16 protein-coding genes, 1 tRNA gene, 1 other RNA gene and 1 other annotated feature are annotated in these 16,418 nt (G+C 38.5%); of the genes, 15 read left to right on the top strand and 3 right to left on the bottom strand.

Annotated elements, in window-relative coordinates:
- Positions 1-383: 383 nt before the first annotated feature.
- A complete protein-coding gene (gene guaB / locus ACQKNZ_RS20210; RefSeq protein ID WP_151111895.1) occupies positions 384-1,850 on the top strand; it encodes an IMP dehydrogenase in 1,467 nt (488 codons plus the stop codon).
- Between the two features lie 153 nt (positions 1,851-2,003).
- Entirely contained in the window at positions 2,004-3,314 is a 1,311-nt protein-coding gene (locus tag ACQKNZ_RS20205; RefSeq protein ID WP_370455761.1) for a serine hydrolase, read from the top strand.
- Positions 3,315-3,441: 127 nt separating this feature from the next.
- Here the strand turns inward: ACQKNZ_RS20205 and ACQKNZ_RS20200 are convergent, their stop codons facing one another.
- Positions 3,442-4,845, bottom strand: a complete 1,404-nt coding sequence (locus ACQKNZ_RS20200) for a PLP-dependent aminotransferase family protein (RefSeq protein ID WP_151113807.1) — start codon at positions 4,843-4,845, stop codon at positions 3,442-3,444.
- A 108-nt stretch (positions 4,846-4,953) separates the two neighbouring features.
- Between ACQKNZ_RS20200 and pdxS the strand changes: the two genes are divergently transcribed.
- The 3 genes from pdxS (at position 4,954) to serS (ending at position 8,025) form a co-directional block, all read left to right on the top strand.
- Complete coding sequence (gene pdxS / locus ACQKNZ_RS20195; protein WP_191697987.1) at positions 4,954-5,838, top strand: pyridoxal 5'-phosphate synthase lyase subunit PdxS; 885 nt, start codon at positions 4,954-4,956, stop codon at positions 5,836-5,838.
- Between the two features lies 1 nt (position 5,839).
- On the top strand, positions 5,840-6,433 hold the full coding sequence (gene pdxT, locus ACQKNZ_RS20190) for a pyridoxal 5'-phosphate synthase glutaminase subunit PdxT (RefSeq protein ID WP_154311976.1): 594 nt from the start codon (positions 5,840-5,842) through the stop codon (positions 6,431-6,433).
- A 24-nt stretch (positions 6,434-6,457) separates the two neighbouring features.
- Positions 6,458-6,672 (top strand) — a binding site (T-box leader).
- A 78-nt stretch (positions 6,673-6,750) separates the two neighbouring features.
- On the top strand, positions 6,751-8,025 hold the full coding sequence (gene serS / locus ACQKNZ_RS20185) for a serine--tRNA ligase (protein WP_154311975.1): 1,275 nt from the start codon (positions 6,751-6,753) through the stop codon (positions 8,023-8,025).
- Between the two features lie 469 nt (positions 8,026-8,494).
- Here serS and tadA read toward each other — a convergent pair whose 3' ends face one another.
- Positions 8,495-8,971 (bottom strand): tRNA adenosine(34) deaminase TadA, encoded by a 477-nt coding sequence (gene tadA, locus ACQKNZ_RS20180; RefSeq protein ID WP_427661468.1) that lies wholly within the window; start codon positions 8,969-8,971, stop codon positions 8,495-8,497.
- A gap of 76 nt (positions 8,972-9,047) precedes the next feature.
- On the opposite strand from tadA, the gene ACQKNZ_RS20175 reads away from it, so the two are divergent.
- The 4 genes from ACQKNZ_RS20175 to ACQKNZ_RS20160 all read left to right on the top strand — a co-directional run bounded on the left by ACQKNZ_RS20175 (position 9,048) and on the right by ACQKNZ_RS20160 (position 12,207).
- On the top strand, positions 9,048-10,184 hold the full coding sequence (locus ACQKNZ_RS20175; RefSeq protein WP_151111888.1) for a glycosyl hydrolase family 18 protein: 1,137 nt from the start codon (positions 9,048-9,050) through the stop codon (positions 10,182-10,184).
- A 105-nt stretch (positions 10,185-10,289) separates the two neighbouring features.
- The gene (locus tag ACQKNZ_RS20170) at positions 10,290-10,922 is read left to right on the top strand and encodes a deoxynucleoside kinase (RefSeq protein WP_144541958.1); all 633 of its coding nucleotides are present in this window, start codon (positions 10,290-10,292) and stop codon (positions 10,920-10,922) included.
- A gap of 1 nt (position 10,923) precedes the next feature.
- A complete protein-coding gene (locus ACQKNZ_RS20165) occupies positions 10,924-11,598 on the top strand; it encodes a deoxynucleoside kinase (RefSeq protein ID WP_151111886.1) in 675 nt (224 codons plus the stop codon).
- A 93-nt stretch (positions 11,599-11,691) separates the two neighbouring features.
- The gene (locus ACQKNZ_RS20160; protein WP_154311972.1) at positions 11,692-12,207 is read left to right on the top strand and encodes a GNAT family N-acetyltransferase; all 516 of its coding nucleotides are present in this window, start codon (positions 11,692-11,694) and stop codon (positions 12,205-12,207) included.
- A 119-nt stretch (positions 12,208-12,326) separates the two neighbouring features.
- Here ACQKNZ_RS20160 and ACQKNZ_RS20155 read toward each other — a convergent pair.
- Positions 12,327-12,419: transfer RNA gene (locus tag ACQKNZ_RS20155), tRNA-Ser, on the bottom strand.
- Positions 12,420-12,570: 151 nt separating this feature from the next.
- Here ACQKNZ_RS20155 and ffs point away from each other — a divergent pair.
- The 6 genes from ffs (at position 12,571) to ACQKNZ_RS20125 (ending at position 16,227) form a co-directional block, all read left to right on the top strand.
- An RNA gene (ffs, locus tag ACQKNZ_RS20150) (signal recognition particle sRNA large type) lies at positions 12,571-12,837 on the top strand.
- Between the two features lie 149 nt (positions 12,838-12,986).
- Entirely contained in the window at positions 12,987-14,738 is a 1,752-nt protein-coding gene (gene dnaX, locus ACQKNZ_RS20145; RefSeq protein ID WP_154311971.1) for a DNA polymerase III subunit gamma/tau, read from the top strand.
- A gap of 14 nt (positions 14,739-14,752) precedes the next feature.
- Complete coding sequence (locus ACQKNZ_RS20140) at positions 14,753-15,073, top strand: YbaB/EbfC family nucleoid-associated protein (RefSeq protein ID WP_144541950.1); 321 nt, start codon at positions 14,753-14,755, stop codon at positions 15,071-15,073.
- An 11-nt stretch (positions 15,074-15,084) separates the two neighbouring features.
- Positions 15,085-15,681 carry a recombination mediator RecR gene (gene recR / locus ACQKNZ_RS20135; protein WP_144541947.1) on the top strand — a complete coding sequence of 199 codons (597 nt, stop codon included), beginning with the start codon at positions 15,085-15,087 and terminating at the stop codon, positions 15,679-15,681.
- Positions 15,682-15,698: 17 nt separating this feature from the next.
- Complete coding sequence (locus ACQKNZ_RS20130) at positions 15,699-15,911, top strand: YaaL family protein (protein ID WP_144541945.1); 213 nt, start codon at positions 15,699-15,701, stop codon at positions 15,909-15,911.
- A gap of 58 nt (positions 15,912-15,969) precedes the next feature.
- Positions 15,970-16,227, top strand: a complete 258-nt coding sequence (locus ACQKNZ_RS20125) for a pro-sigmaK processing inhibitor BofA family protein (RefSeq protein WP_186318286.1) — start codon at positions 15,970-15,972, stop codon at positions 16,225-16,227.
- Positions 16,228-16,418 lie beyond the last annotated feature (191 nt).

Genomic DNA, 16,418 nt, shown 5'->3' with positions numbered 1-16,418 from the left:
GATGGTAGTTGGGGGTCCCCCTGCAAGAGTAGGACGTCGCTGGGCACTGGAAAAAGTCGTTACCGAGAAATCGGTGACGGCTTTTTTGTTTGTTCCATAAAGAAATTAGAAGTGCCGAAGGCACCTAACCATTTCTAACTAAGCAAGTGTGCGAGAAAGCAGAAATACAATTTAGAATACAATTTCAAATTAGATTAATTTTAAAGCTAGAGGACATTCCACTTCTTCGAAGTAAAAGAAAAATAAGATATCTCTCGTAAATATAATAAATATACAACTCGTCATAAAAGTCAGAATATATATATTATTTATCGATTCTTGACATGCCCTGTGACCGCTGATAACCTTGTAATAATATTTAAACAGAGGAGGAAGTCAGCGTAATGTGGGAATCAAAATTTCAAAAAGAAGGTTTAACGTTTGACGATGTTTTATTAGTTCCAGCTCAATCAGAGGTTCTACCAAAGGATATTAACTTATCAGTACAATTAACTTCAAAAATTAAGCTAAATATTCCTGTAGTAAGTGCTGGTATGGATACAGTTACAGAAGCGAAGATGGCTATTGCTATGGCTCGTCAAGGTGGACTGGGCATTATTCACAAAAACATGAGCATTGAGGAACAAGCAGAACAAGTGGAAACAGTTAAACGTTCAGAAAATGGAGTTATAACCGATCCTTTCTACCTTACACCAACTCACCAAGTTTATGATGCAGAGCATTTGATGGGTAAATACAGAATCTCTGGTGTGCCAATTGTAAACAATGAAGAAGAATTGAGACTTGTAGGGATTATTACAAATCGTGATTTACGCTTTATCCAAGACTACTCTTTACAAATATCCGATGTAATGACTAAAGAAAAATTAGTAACTGCTGCTGTTGGTACTACGTTAGAGCAGGCTGAAAAGATTCTTCAACAATACAAAATTGAAAAATTACCGATAGTAGATGACAATGGCATTCTAAAAGGTCTAATTACTATTAAAGATATTGAAAAAGTAATTGAGTTTCCAAATGCAGCAAAAGACCATCATGGTCGTTTGCTAGTAGGGGCTGCGGTTGGAGTAACGAAGGATACGATGATTCGAGTGCAGAAATTAGTAGAAGCACAGGTAGATGCAATCGTAATTGATACTGCTCATGGACATTCTAAAGGTGTTATTGAAGTAGTGAAAGAAATAAGAGCAACTTATCCAGATTTAGATATCGTTGCTGGAAATGTTGCAACTGGTGAGGCAACAAAGGCACTATTTGAAGCAGGGGCAGATGTAGTAAAAGTAGGAATTGGTCCAGGTTCTATTTGTACAACTCGTGTGGTGGCAGGTGTGGGAGTACCACAAATTACTGCAATCTATGACTGTGCTAACGAAGCTAGAAAGTCTGGAAAAACGATCATTGCAGATGGCGGTATTAAATTTTCCGGAGATATCGTGAAAGCATTAGCTGCTGGTGGACATGTAGTAATGCTTGGTAGTTTACTTGCAGGAACTACAGAAAGTCCAGGAGAAACAGAAATCTTCCAAGGTAGACGTTTTAAAGTATACCGAGGTATGGGTTCTATCGGTGCTATGGAAAAAGGTTCTAAGGACCGTTACTTCCAAGAGGATGCAAAGAAACTAGTACCAGAAGGAATTGAAGGGCGTTTGCCATACAAAGGGCCACTATCTGATACGATTCACCAACTTCTTGGTGGGGTTCGTGCAGGTATGGGGTATTGTGGTACAGGCACTCTAGAGGACTTACGTGAAAAGGCCCAATTTATACGCATGACTGGCGCTGGCCTACGTGAAAGTCATCCTCATGATGTACAAATTACAAAAGAGGCACCAAACTATTCTATCTCTTAATAAAGAAACTTTCGCACCCATTCACCGTCTATATATAGGCCGAATGGGTGCTTTTTTAAAGTGTTATGCACCTAGTTCAAAAAGTATGATAAAATGAGCAGTGATAATAGAAAAAGTGGAGGTACAGTAGTGAAGAAATTTTGGAAAACAACAATGGTAAAGTGGCTAGTACTTCCGATGTTGCTTGTGTCTTTAGTAGGTGTAATACCAGCTACCACAAAAGCAGAGGAAAGTTTGAATTTAAATGTGGACGCTGCAATCTTAGTAGATGCGGATTCCGGAAAAATTCTTTATGAACAAAATGCAGATGCAGCTTTAGGTATTGCGAGTATGACAAAAATGATGACGGAGTATCTTCTTTTCGAAGCAATTGAAGAAGGTAAAATCTCATGGGACCAACAATATTCAGTAAATGAATATACATATAAAATTTCTCAAGATCGTCGTTTAAGTAATGTACCTCTACGTGAGGACGGTACTTATTCAATTCGTGAATTATATGAAGCAATGGCTATCTATTCTGCAAATGCAGCAACTATTGCTATTGCAGAAACTATTGCTGGAACAGAAGAAAATTTTATAAAACTAATGAATGAAAAAGCTGGAGAAATGGGCTTAGAAAATTATAAGTTTGTTAACTCTACTGGTTTAAATAATGCTGATTTACAAGGGATGCATCCAAAGAGTACAGGGGCAACAGACGAGAATGTGATGCCTGCTAGCTCAGTAGCAAAATTGGCTTACCTTCTTATGAAAGACTACCCAGAAGTTTTAGAAACAACTAAAATACCTAAAAAAATCTTCCGTGAGGGTACACCGGATGCTATTGAAATGAGTAACTGGAACTGGATGCTACCAGGATTAGTTTATGAATATCAAGGCGTAGATGGCTTGAAAACAGGAACAACAGATTTTGCTGGTCACTCCTTCACTGGAACTGCTGAAAGAAATGGTATGAGAGTAATCGCTGTAGTGATGAAAGCAGTAGATGCTAATGGAAAGGGAAGTTATAAGGCTAGATTTGATGCAACTAGAGCTTTGTTTGATTTTGGATTTGCTCAATTTACTAAAGTAGAGCTAATACCAGCAGGATATAAAATTCCTGACCATGAAACTCTAGAAGTAAATAAAGGAAAAGAAGACAAAGTTGCAATTGCAGTCAAAGAACCTATTTCTATGATGATTAAATCTAGCGATAAAGATCTGTACAAGCCTGTATTTACTCCAACAAAAGACAAGTTAGAAGCTGAAGTTAAAAAGGATACAGTTGTAGGAACAGTACACCTTGAAAAAACAGAAGGCACTGATTACGGTTATATTATTGGTGACCAAGCAAGTGTCGATGTTGTAACAACAGAAGCTGTAGAAAGAGCTGGTTGGTTCAGTTTAATGTTCCAAGGTATTGGCAAATTCTTTAGCGGCTTGTGGGATAGTACGACCGACTTTGTAGGCGGATTATTTTAATAAATAAGAAAGCATGTGCAAAGTGTTACTAGTCAACCTAGACTTAGACACTTGCACCACCTTCTTACTATACTTAAGCACTGAAACTCAATTAGAGTTGTCAGTGCTTTTTTGTATAGGAAAGAAATTAAGAATGCTTGATTTTTATTGCCTTCATTAGCTCATGTATGGTTGTCGAAATATTTGAGAACTCTAATCCACCGAATCCTAATACCAATTTTGGGTGAGTTTCTTCTATGGGAAAGGTTATATACTTATTCAGACCATAGATTTGAATATTTGCTTGTTGAGCAAGGGCAACCAGTTCCTCTTCCTTCTTTTGTGTATGAATGGTCAATAAAAGATGCATTCCTGCCTGTTCTCCAGAAAGGGTAACAGCTGGCTCATATTCTAAAAGAGACTTCGTAATAATTTCTAGCTTTCTTTTATAAATTTTTCTCATTTTATTTAGATGCTTCCCGAAGTGACCGTCCTCCATAAACTTTGCAAGTATATATTGGTCCATTCGTGGGACAGTAGCTGAATAATAGTAATATTTCGCCTTGTATTGCTTTATAAGTGGTTTTGGAAGTACCGCATAGGCGATCCTTAAGGAAGGCATCAGAGACTTAGAAAACGTGCTTAAATAAATTACACGGTCGTTTTGGTCCATTCCTTGTAAAGAAGGAATTGGTTTACCAGTATATCTGAATTCACTGTCATAATCATCTTCAATAATATAACGTTTCTCATGTTGATAAGCCCAGGCTAGCAGCTGACTTCTTCGTGAAGCTGACATAACAGAACCAGTGGGAAATTGATGAGACGGAGTGACATACATAACAGTTGCATTAGTGTTTTCTAACTCCTGAACGACTAATCCCTCATCATCTACCCGGACAGGCACCGATTTTTCCTCATGCTCTAAAAAAAGATGATGAGAGAGTGGATAACCAGGGTTTTCATAGCCATAGACTGCCTCATTTCCAAGGAGGCGTATGAGTAGTGGCATAATCTGTTCTGTTCCTGAGCCTAAAATAATTTGTTCGGGTGTACTTTTTACACCACGAGATTGATAAAGGTATGAAGATATTTGCTGTCTTAGTATATAGTCTCCCTGAGGATGTCCAAGCTGAAGAAGCTCTTTATTTTCTTCATGAACCAAATCCCTTGCATATTTTCTCCACAGTGTAAAAGGAAAGGAATCCTCATCTATCCTTCCCGGAGAAAAATCCAAATGGTAGGATGGAGTTTTTTCTTCTTTAACAATTTGAGAATCTTCTATTTCGATCAAAGCAAGCTCCTCAATATTTTGAACAAAATATCCCCTTCTAGGTTCTGAATTTATGTAACCTTCTGCTAGCAGCTGACTATAAGAAAGCTCAATTGTAGTTTGGCTAAGATCAAGATAGTCAGCAAGCTTTCTTTTAGAGGGAAGCTTATCTCCTTCCTTAATATTGCCTTGTACTATGGCATCTTTTATAAATTTATATAGTTGTTCATATAATGGGCTGTTTGAATTTTTTTCTAAAGGAAACATGAGGAAATCCATAGTATCATCCAATCTGACCACTTTCATTTTAGTGTTTCTGGCGCTTTTCATATGGTCATATATCATTATACTAAATTTTATAACAGTTAGGAGGTATTCAAGATGAAAATACATATGACAGGTACTGAGATAGTAAAAAGAGGTATGGCAGAGATGCAAAAAGGTGGAGTTATAATGGATGTTATTAACGCAGAGCAAGCACGAATTGCGGAGGCAGCCGGTGCTGTGGCTGTAATGGCATTAGAACGTGTACCCTCTGATATCCGTGCAGCAGGGGGAGTTGCTCGCATGGCCGATCCACGCATAATGGAAGAGGTAATGGGTGCTGTAACGATACCAGTCATGGCAAAAGCTCGCATTGGACATATAACGGAGGCAAGAATTTTAGAGGCAATGGGTGTGGACTATATTGACGAATCAGAGGTGCTGACACCAGCCGATGAAGAATTTCATTTGCGTAAAAGTGAGTTCACAGTGCCATTTGTTTGTGGGTGTAAGGATTTGGGAGAGGCAGCTCGACGTATAGGTGAAGGGGCATCAATGCTTCGGACGAAAGGCGAACCTGGGACAGGTAACATTGTAGAAGCTGTTCGCCATTTACGAAAGGTTAATGCACAGGTTAGAAAAATTGTGCATATGAACGAGGATGAACTAATGACAGAAGCGAAAATCTTAGGAGCGCCATATGAGATTTTATTGCAAATCAAACAAAAAGGAAAATTACCAGTAGTAAACTTCGCAGCAGGAGGAGTTGCTACTCCAGCAGATGCTGCGCTTATGATGGAACTTGGAGCAGATGGAGTGTTTGTCGGATCTGGAATATTCAAATCTGATAATCCAGAGAAATTTGCTCGTGCTATTGTGGAAGCAACTACTCATTATCGCGATTATAAATTATTAGTGGATATTTCAAAGGATTTAGGAATCCCTATGAAGGGAATTGAAATCTCTCGATTAACAGATGCAGAACGTATGCAAGATCGAGGTTGGTAAGATGGTGAAAATTGGAGTAATGGCTCTTCAAGGAGCTGTCATGGAACATATTCGTTCGTTAGAAGAATGCGGCGTAGAGGCAGTATTGGTCAAAACAAAAAGTGATCTTCAAAATATAGATGGTTTAATCTTTCCAGGTGGCGAAAGTACCACAATGCGCAAGCTTATAGATCGCTTTGATTTGCTAATTCCTTTAAAACAATTTGCAGAATCAGGCAAGCCAATGTTTGGTACATGTGCGGGCCTTATATTATTAGCAAGGAATATCCAAGATCAGGATTCCCAGCATATTGGTGTATTAGAAGCTACTGTCGAAAGAAATTCTTTTGGCCGTCAAGTGAATAGCTTTGAAACTATTTTAGAAATCCAAGGAGTAGCAGCTGACTTTCCTGCTGTTTTTATAAGAGCTCCCCATATTGTGGAGGTAGGGAAAAGCGTAGAAATACTTGCAACTCATGAAAATAGAATTGTAATGGCTAGACAGGACAATATATTAGGATGTTCCTTCCATCCTGAATTAACGAACGATCATCGTATAACTGCCTATTTTATACAAATGGTTCAGGAATCACTTGCCAAACAGGTCAACCTATAGTAAAGTATGATTAATTTCATGAATTAAAAAACGATGATAGGAAGTAGTAACAAGTAAGTTTTTTTTAGAGAGTCAGCGGTTGGTGGGAGCTGATAAAGACCCTTGTGAATCCGTCCTTTGAGTTGCGCAGCTGAAAAATAGGTAAGCTGTGGCCGGTTGAAAAGCCGTTATTAGACAAGTGGATCTGATCATGTGTCAGTTCAATCAGGGTGGCAACGCGGGTAGCTCTCGTCCCTTTTTTAGGGATGGGGGCTTTTTTGTCGTTATTTAATTAATGGTTGGTTAAAAGTGTCAAAATATTAAGAGGAGGAATTCATATGTTAGATGTAAAATTTGTACGTGATAATTATGAAGAAGTGAAAGCTAAACTTGCGAAGCGTGGAGAAGATATCTCTGAGTTCGATCAATTTCTTCCTTTAGACCAAAAGCGTAGAGAATTAATAGCAAAAACAGAAGTATTAAAGGCAGAAAGAAACGAGGTTTCTCAAAAAATCTCTCAAATGAAACGAAACAAAGAGAATGCTGATGATTTAATTGTGCGTATGCGTGAGGTTGGCGATGAGATTAAAGCGTTGGATGAAGAGCTACGTCAAGTAGAAGAGAAGTTTGACTACATGATGATGCGTATTCCAAATATTCCACATGATGACGTTCCGGTTGGTGACTCCGAGGATGATAATGTGGAAATCCGTAAGTGGGGAGATGTCCCTTCATTTGATTTTGATACAAAAGCTCACTGGGATATCGCCACAGATTTAAAAATAGTGGATTTTGAGCGTGCTGCAAAAGTAACTGGAAGCCGTTTTGCCTTTTACCGTGGTCTAGGTGCAAGATTGGAGCGCGCGCTATGGAATTTCATGATGGATCTTCATTCAGAAGAGCATGGCTACGAGGAAATGCTTCCACCTTATATGGCGAACCGTATGAGTTTAACAGGCACTGGTCAGCTTCCAAAGTTTGAAGAGGATGCTTTTCTAGTTAACGAGGAGGATTATTTCTTAATCCCAACTGCTGAGGTTCCAGTAACCAACTTCTACCGCGATGAGATTCTAGATGGGGCAGAACTTCCACAAGCGTTTACTGCATTTAGTGCTTGTTTCCGTTCGGAGGCCGGTTCTGCAGGTAGAGATACACGCGGACTAATCCGTCAGCATCAATTCAATAAAGTAGAGCTTGTACGTTTTGTAAAACCAGAGGATTCATACGAACAGTTGGAACTTCTAACAGGACATGCAGAAAAAGTGCTACAACTTTTGGGTCTTCCATATCGCGTACTACGTATGTGCACTGCCGACCTTGGTTTCACTGCTGCTAAAAAATATGATATTGAAGTATGGTTACCAAGCTATGGGGAGTATAAAGAGATTTCTTCTTGCAGTAACTTTGAAGACTTCCAAGCTCGTCGTGCAGGAATCCGTTTTAGAAGAGAAACGGGCGCTAAACCAGAGTTTGTACACACATTAAACGGAAGTGGACTAGCAATTGGGCGCACAGTTGCCGCTATCCTAGAAAATTATCAGCAACCAGATGGTTCTGTTAAAATCCCAGAGGTACTACAACCTTACATGGGTGGCAAAAAAGTTATCCAATAAACTAAGAAAAGCACAAGCGCCTATGTCTGCCCCGACAAGCAAATGGGGAAAGCGAGCAGGCAGTTCCTCAGCCCCCACAGCTTTATCCCATTTGACCTCGAGGGGCAAGGCGGTGGAGCTAGACAAAAAGAAAAGCGCAAGCGCCTATGTTTGCCCCGACAAGCAAATGGGGGAAAGCGAGGAGGCAGTTCCTCAGCCCCCACAGCTTTATCCCATTTGACCTCGAGGGGCAAGGCGGTGGAGCTAGACAAAAAGAAAAGCGCAAGCGCCTATGTTTGCCCCGACAAGCAAATGGGGAAAGCGAGGAGGCAGTTCCTCAGCCCCCACAGCTTTATCCCATTTGACCTCGAGGGGCAAGGCGGTGGAGCTAGACAAAAAGAAAAGCGCAAGCGCCTATGTTTGCTCCGACAAGCAAATGGGGAAAGCGAGGCAAACAATTTAAAAAACTTCTGTTTAGAACCAAAAATGCTCAGAGCTCCTGGCGTTTTTGGTTCTTTTTTTTCATTCGTAGCTCTCGAAAAAAAGTGGTTAGTAAATTACCGCAAGTCTCTGCAAGAACTCCCTCTGTTACCTCACAGACATGGTTAAGTCTATTGTCATTTAATAGCGTATATAATGAGTCTACACAACCCGCTTTAAGGTCTCGAGCACCATAAACGACTCGTGGGATACGCGATTGCAATATTGCTCCTGCACACATAGGACAAGGTTCTAGAGTTACATAAAGAGTAGTTTCCTCTAGTCTCCAACTCCCGATTTTGGCACAAGCTTCTTGAATAGCCAGTAGCTCAGCATGGGTTGTCGCATTCTGTGTTGTCTCTCGTAAATTGTAACCTCTCGCAATTACCTCATTTTTATGTACGATAATCGCACCTATAGGGACTTCTCCTATTGTAGCTGCTTTCTTTGCTTCTTCAATTGCTAAATTCATATAATACTCGTCCATTTGGAGTCAACTCCTTACGCGTATTTTAGCATGTTTTGTATGTCCCTTGCATAATTTAGTTTGAAGGAGTGATGGTATGAATTATGTAGTGAAAACTGGTGATAGTTTATACTCTATTGCAAAGCGATTTGGAACGAGTGCGGCTACTCTTGCCTCTATTAATGGTTTACCGGATCAAGATGTATTGGTTGTAGGTCAGGCGATTGTTCTACCCTCCACGCCAGATCCAAACAGACCCTCTATTGAATCTAATTTATATGTTGAATGGTATACCGATGTCCCCTCGGAAACAGTGATTGAAAAAGTAAGAAATGTAGCTGCAGAACTAACTTATATGATGCCCTTTGCTTTTGACGTTAAAAGAGACGGATCGTTAACTCCAATGAATTGGGGAAGCTTGTCGGAGATAGCAGAAGAAAACAATGTTGAGACGGTTATTGTATTGACCAACATTGAAGAAGGAGCATTTAGTGACACGCTTGCCAATACAATTTTTACAAATGAAGAAGTTAAACAAAAGGTATTTGAAGAATCCGTGAAGGAGGCAAATAAAAGGGGTACAAATCATCTACACACTGATTTTGAATATATAAATCCCAATGATCGTGAGAAGTATGTACAATTCTTAAAAGAATTCCGTGAGTTTGCCCCTAGTTTTATTTTTTCTGCTAGCCTTGCTCCGAAAACTAGTGCCAATCAACCTGGTAAATGGTATGAGGGACATGACTATAAAGCCCTTGGCGAGGTTTTAGATTTTGTTGTTATTATGACCTATGAGTGGGGGTATAGCGGTGGCCCTCCAATGGCAGTTTCTCCAATAGGTCCTGTAAGAGATGTATTAGAATATGCAATTACAGAGATACCTTCTCAAAAGGTAATGATGGGTCAAAATTTATATGGCTATGATTGGACTTTGCCTTATAAACCAGGTAATCCTTTTGCTAGGGCGATAAGTCCACAGCAGGCTATTCAATTAGCCAGAGATCGAAATGCTGCTATTGAATATGATGAAGAGGCACAGGCACCGTTTTTTAATTACTGGAGAGACGGGAAAGAGCATGAAGTGTGGTTCGAGGATGCAAGATCTATTCAAGCAAAATTTAATCTGTTAAAGGAATTAAATTTATTGGGGATTTCCTATTGGCATAGTGGCTTTGACTTCCCTCAAAACTGGTATCTTCTAAATGCTACATTTCGTATCAAGAAAAAATAGGGGATATTTGTCTTTCTCTGGAAAGACAAATATCCTCTATTTTTCGTTATATCCCTATGCTAAAATAGAGGGTACGACTTGAAAATTTAGAGTGAGGTTAGAGATATGTCTATTCCATTTATAACGGTAGAGGGTCCAATAGGTGTTGGTAAGACCTCACTGGCTAAAGCAATTGGTAATACTTATCAATTTGAATTGTTAAAAGAGATCGTGGATGAAAACCCCTTTTTAAATAAATTCTATGAAGATATAGCAGAGTGGAGCTTTCAAACAGAGATGTTCTTTCTATGCAATCGCTATAAGCAATTAAGCGATATTGAAAAAAAATACTTATCGAAAGACACCGCTGTTGTAGCGGATTATCATATTTTTAAAAATCTTATCTTTGCTAAACGCTCCCTAAGTAAGGAGGAATATGAAAAATATGAGGCAATTTATCATATTTTAACGAAGGATATGCCAGTTCCTAATTTAGTTATTTATCTGGATGCTAGCATAGATGTGTTAGTAGACCGTATTGATTTGCGTGGGAGAGAGTTTGAAAAGAAAATTAGTACAACCTATCTGGAGCAGCTTTCTTCCGATTACCGAATGTTTATAGATGATTTTGAATTAAAGCATCCAGAAATACCGGTTATCCGCTTCAATGGAGATGAAATGGACTTTGTTCAAAATAACCAAGATTTACAGATAATTTTAGAAAAAGTAGATGAAACACTACATAGAAGGAGTTTATAACATGAATTTAAGAGAAAAGTATGGCATACCTTCCAATGCTGTAATAACAATAGCAGGAACTGTAGGAGTAGGTAAATCTACTATGACTAAGATGCTTGCTGAAGCACTACACTTTAAAACCTCTTTTGAAAAAGTAGACACTAACCCTTATTTAGATCGTTTCTATGAGGATTTCTCTAAATGGAGTTTTCATTTACAAATCTATTTCCTAGCAGAGCGTTTTAAGGAACAAAAGAGAATGTTTGAGTATGGCGGAGGTTTTATTCAGGACCGTTCCATTTATGAAGACACAGGGATTTTTGCACAAATGCATAAAGAAAAAGGAACAATGGACCCGGTAGACCATGAGACATATACAAGTCTTTTCGAAGCGATGGTTATGACTCCATACTTTCCACATCCGAACCTTCTCATCTATTTAGAAGGATCTTTGGATGATATTATAGACCGTATTCATGAAAGAGGTCGCCCAATGGAACAACAAACTCCAATCGCTTATTGGGAAGAGATGCATGGCAGATACGAAAAGTGGATTGATGGATTTAATGGCTGTCCAGTACTTCGTCTCAACATCAATGACTATGATATCGTAGAGAATCCAGAAGATGTTGAAGTAATTCTTGAAAGAATTGGCCATTTCATGGAGCAAACACAGACGATTACTTTACGTAAATAATAGAAAAGCTTCTGCATTTATTGCAGAAGCTTTTTGCTTTCTAAAAGGGATTTTAAATAGGAGAGAGAATAGATTAGAAAGGGGGAATATAAAATGAGCATAGAAATAAATATTAGAAAAGCGATGGTTAATGATGCAGAACAAATAATAGAACATATCAAAAGAATATTAAAGGAAAACCCTAGTTTCATGGCTACCACACCTGAAGAATTTACGGTGTCGGTGGTGGAGCAGAGAGAAAAAATTGTGAATTGTAGTGAGAGAGGCTTAATGCTAGTAGCAGAACAGGAGAATCAAATAATTGGAATCCTTGATTTTCATCTATCCTCACGTAAAAGATTCAGTCATCAGGGTCTTTTTGGAATAAGTATTCAAGAAACCTTTGCCAATAAAGGTATAGGCACTTGTCTAATTAAAAAATTGTTAGAATGGGCTAGGAAACAGGAACATATAGAGAAGATATCGTTAGAGGTTTTTTCTAATAATGAAAGAGCAATTCATTTATACACAAAGCTAGGCTTTAAAGAGGAGGGAAGAAGGCATAAACACGTGAAATTTGTACCAAATGAATATGTAGACGACATTATTATGAGTCAATTTGTAAAATAAAAAAAGAAATTGACTTTTATAGTCAACTTCTTAATATTCTGAACACATATGGCTAAGAAAAATTCGTTACAAGAGCAACGAATTCAATCTCAAATTTATGCGTGTGTGTTGTTAAAAAATGGAGGAGGAAGAGGGATTCGAACCCCCGCGCGGTATGACCCGCCTGTCGGTTTTCAAGACCGATCCCTTCAGCCAGACTTGGGTATTCCTCCGAAGTACAAGAATTAATTTATCACGGATAAAAATCAAAGTCAACATATTTGAAAAAAATTTAATAATATTTTTTTAGTATAGAAAGTATAAAGAAAGAAATCAAATCGTAACCATTGATTTTTAAGTTTAAAATGCGTATACTAGTTATTGCCGTGCTAGGTGGGAAGGTAGCGGTGTCTTGTAACTCGCAATCCGCTCTAGCGAGACTGAACTCCTTCTCGAGGTTGTTTACATGTTAGGTCTGGTATTTGCACGTGATGTTGACGTCTGGGTCCTGCGCAATGGGAGCCCATGAACCATGTCAGGTCCGGAAGGAAGCAGCATTAAGTGGTGCATTCTCATGTGCCGCGGGGTTGCCTAGGCCGAGTTAACGACAAAGGTGCCGCTTATGTGTATCAATCGAAGGAAGGTGCACGGCTTTAATTTAATTATTATCAAACTCATTCATCCTCGGAGGAATGAGTTTTTTTTATTTATACTTATATGTACTTGTAAGGCGAAGTCAAGTTTTCTTTATGTTATAATATTTACATACTTTATCTAAAAAGAAGAGGGAGGGGAACTTGTTGTCGTATCAAGCTTTCTACCGCGCATATCGACCTCAGTCGTTTGCGGAAATGTCCGGTCAAACTCATATCAAACAAACCCTTCAAAATGCCCTCATTTACAATAAAACTACTCATGCATATTTATTTTCAGGACCAAGAGGTACAGGTAAAACAAGTGCTGCGAAAATTTTTGCTAAAGCGTTGAACTGTGAGAATGGGCCTGACAAGGAACCATGCAATAAATGTGCAACTTGCAAAAGTATCACAGAGGGTTCCAATACAGACGTAATTGAGTTTGATGCTGCTTCCAACTCTCGTGTGGAAGAAATGCGTGACATTATTGAAAAAGTACGTTTTGCTCCTTCTAATGCGCGCTACAAAGTTTATATTATTGATGAAGTGCATATGCTCTCTACGAGTGCCTTTAATGCTTTGTTAAAAACATTAGAAGAGCCACCAGCTCATGTTGTTTTTATACTTGCAACAACAGAACCACATAAAATACCACTCACCATTATTTCAAGATGTCAAAGATTTGATTTTAAAAGGATTACATCTGCTGATATCGTTTCCAGGATGATAGAAGTGCTGACCGATGCAGGGATAGAATATGATGTGAATGTACTGAAAATTATCGCACAAGTGGCAGCTGGCGGTATGCGTGACGCACTCAGTATGCTAGATCAAGTAGTATCTTTCAGTGGAAAAATGATGACAATAGAAGATGCCCTGCTTGTAACGGGTTCTATTGGTCAGGATGTTTTTTATCAGTTGGCTGATGCTCTAAGTGAGAGAGATGTAGCACAGGCTTTAAGTAGTATCGAAAAGCTTGTAGAGGATGGAAAGGATCCTGTTCGATTAACGGAGGATTTTATCACATTCTATAGAGATTTGTTGGTACTTCAGGTTGCTCCAGACCAAGCGGAACTATTAGAAATTGCTACGGGCGATGAGCGGTTTAGAGAGCTGGCTACTAAATTTCCTGTGGAAACACTATATAAGAGTATTTCTATTCTCACAAACACTCAACAAGAAATGCGATTTTCCAATCATGCAAAAGTGTATTTAGAAACGGCAGTTATCCGTTTAGCGCAGGTGCCACAAGAGGCTGCTGTGGGGAATGCAAATAATGCTGAGTTGGAAAAGAAAGTTCAGTTACTAGAAGGGCAGCTTCAGCAGTTGCAGCAACAACTGAGCCAAGGTACGTTTGCACTTGGAACCAATCAAGGGACACAGCAAGAGCAACCAAAGAGAACAAGACAAAAAGCCTCTGGCGTGAAGGTGTCAAGTGGTCGAATACAAGAGATTTTAAAAACAGCAACAAAGTCAGATATTCAAACTATTAAATCACAATGGGCGAATATATTACAACAGCTTCAAAAATCACATGCTGCTTTGTTAAATGATGCAGAACCAGTTGCAGCATCTTCCAGTGCATTTGTGTTAAAATTTAAATATGATATACATTGTCAAATGGCAATGGAGAATAAAACTTTCTCTACCTCTTTTCCACAACTTATTTCAAGCTTAACCGGAACGATGTATGAGGTTGTATATGTACCGGAAGAAAGTTGGTTAAAGATTAGAGAAGAATTTATTCGGCAAAATGGATTAAAAAAGGACTCTACAGAGTCTACGCAGGAAGCTTCCTCTGAATCATCTGAAGTGATGGAACTGTTACAAGGAATGGAAGAAATCACGGAAGATCCTTTAATCGTGGAAGCAGAAAAACTATTTGGAAAAGAATTTGTAGAAGTACATGATGACTAAGGAGGAAAATAATTATGCGTGGAATGGGAAATATGCAAGGTATGATGAAACAAATGCAAAAAATGCAAAAGAAAATGGCTGAGGCTCAAGAGGAACTGGCAACCCAACGCTTTGAAGCAGTTGCTGGCGGAGGAATGGTAAAGGTTATCGTCTCAGGACAAAAAGAAGTATTAGAGGTAGCTCTAGATTCAGCAGTAGTAGACCCTGATGATGTGGAAATGCTACAAGATTTAATCGTAATTGCTACAAATGAAGCAATGAAAAAAGCGGAAGAAACAGCTAATGCCACTATGGGTCAATTCACGAAAGGGTTGAACCTTCCTGGCATGTTCTAGGAGGAAAAATAATGCATTATCCTGAACCGATATCAAAGCTAATAGAAAGCTTTATGAAATTGCCAGGAATCGGGCCGAAAACTGCGGCCCGTCTGGCATTTTTTGTGTTAACTATGAAGGAAGATACTGTACTAGACTTTGCAAAAGCACTAGTAGATGCCAAAAGAAACTTAAGCTATTGCTCTATTTGTGGACATATCACGGACATAGACCCTTGTCATATATGCCAAGACAAACAACGTGATGTATCAATGATTTGTGTAGTACAAGATACTAAAGACGTAATAGCAATGGAAAAAATGAGAGATTACAATGGTTTATACCATGTACTTCATGGAGCTATCTCTCCTATGGATGGAATAGGTCCAGAGGATATTAATGTTCCGTCTTTATTAAAAAGATTACAGGACACACAAGTAGAAGAACTGATTCTAGCAACCAACCCTACAATAGAAGGAGAAGCCACAGCTATGTATATATCTCGTCTTGTAAAACCTTCTGGTATTAAAACAACGAGAATTGCACACGGTCTACCTGTAGGGGGAGATTTAGAGTATGCAGATGAAGTTACTCTGTCTAAAGCTCTAGAAGGACGTCGGGAATTATAAGGAGAGTGTAGGGGTACGTGTTTTTTAAAAAGGGAAAATTAAAAAAAGAATTTGATCAACAATTTGTAACCCTCATTAAAGCCACCAAAGAAGATTGGCAGCAAGCACAGCTAATAGAAGATTATTTGAATGACTATGATCTTAATGCGGTGGCCAAAAGAAAAATAGCAGAGAGTATACATTTCTATCTATATAAAGAAGCAAAGATTAGGAATGTGATTATAAAATAGAATATTAGTAGTACTAGCTTCATACAATAAGGATATTGATTTTATGGAGGGATTGTACATGAAGTTAACCATTATTGTGTGTTCGCTAGTATTATTGTTGTTTTTAGTATTCAAAAGCTCTTTCTCTAATTTATTTGAAAGTCTAAGTATATTTTTATTTCGTTTAGGGTTTTCTATATTATTATTGTTTGGAGTTCATTTATTACTTGGTATGGCAGGATATGTGGTTCCTATAAACCTCTTCACAGGAGCTGTAGTAGCAGTGTTGGGAGTACCAGGGGTAGCCTCTGTAGTGACTATTTCTATACTGCTATAAAAAAATATAAAAAAGTTATCAAAAAGTGTTGACTTATATTTAAAACGAGAGTAATATAGTAGAAGTCGCCAAGAGGTAAACAAGTTTGGTTGACAAGATGAACATTGAAAACTGAACATGCAAAACGTTAAGACATATAGCATCAAACAACTTCGGTTGTATTGACGCAAAACAATTTTTGACATCATTTA

Source organism: Psychrobacillus sp. NPDC093200, from assembly GCF_050280345.1.
Taxonomy (GTDB): Bacteria; Bacillota; Bacilli; order Bacillales_A; family Planococcaceae; genus Psychrobacillus; species Psychrobacillus faecigallinarum.
The sequence above is the reverse complement of the archived record's forward strand: the minus strand, read 5'-3'. Positions and strand labels throughout refer to the sequence as shown.

Bases quoted from the DNA above. Each gene is read 5' to 3' on its own strand.
- guaB (WP_151111895.1), top strand. From the start codon at position 384: ATGTGGGAATCAAAATTTCAAAAAGAAGGTTTAACGTTTGACGATGTT.
- ACQKNZ_RS20205 (WP_370455761.1), top strand. From the start codon at position 2,004: ATGGTAAAGTGGCTAGTACTTCCGATGTTGCTTGTGTCTTTAGTAGGT.
- ACQKNZ_RS20200 (WP_151113807.1), bottom strand. From the start codon at position 4,845: ATGGATTTCCTCATGTTTCCTTTAGAAAAAAATTCAAACAGCCCATTA.
- pdxT (WP_154311976.1), top strand. From the start codon at position 5,840: ATGGTGAAAATTGGAGTAATGGCTCTTCAAGGAGCTGTCATGGAACAT.
- serS (WP_154311975.1), top strand. From the start codon at position 6,751: ATGTTAGATGTAAAATTTGTACGTGATAATTATGAAGAAGTGAAAGCT.
- tadA (WP_427661468.1), bottom strand. From the start codon at position 8,971: ATGGACGAGTATTATATGAATTTAGCAATTGAAGAAGCAAAGAAAGCA.
- ACQKNZ_RS20175 (WP_151111888.1), top strand. From the start codon at position 9,048: ATGAATTATGTAGTGAAAACTGGTGATAGTTTATACTCTATTGCAAAG.
- ACQKNZ_RS20170 (WP_144541958.1), top strand. From the start codon at position 10,290: ATGTCTATTCCATTTATAACGGTAGAGGGTCCAATAGGTGTTGGTAAG.
- ACQKNZ_RS20165 (WP_151111886.1), top strand. From the start codon at position 10,924: ATGAATTTAAGAGAAAAGTATGGCATACCTTCCAATGCTGTAATAACA.
- ACQKNZ_RS20160 (WP_154311972.1), top strand. From the start codon at position 11,692: ATGAGCATAGAAATAAATATTAGAAAAGCGATGGTTAATGATGCAGAA.
- ACQKNZ_RS20140 (WP_144541950.1), top strand. From the start codon at position 14,753: ATGCGTGGAATGGGAAATATGCAAGGTATGATGAAACAAATGCAAAAA.
- recR (WP_144541947.1), top strand. From the start codon at position 15,085: ATGCATTATCCTGAACCGATATCAAAGCTAATAGAAAGCTTTATGAAA.
- ACQKNZ_RS20125 (WP_186318286.1), top strand. From the start codon at position 15,970: ATGAAGTTAACCATTATTGTGTGTTCGCTAGTATTATTGTTGTTTTTA.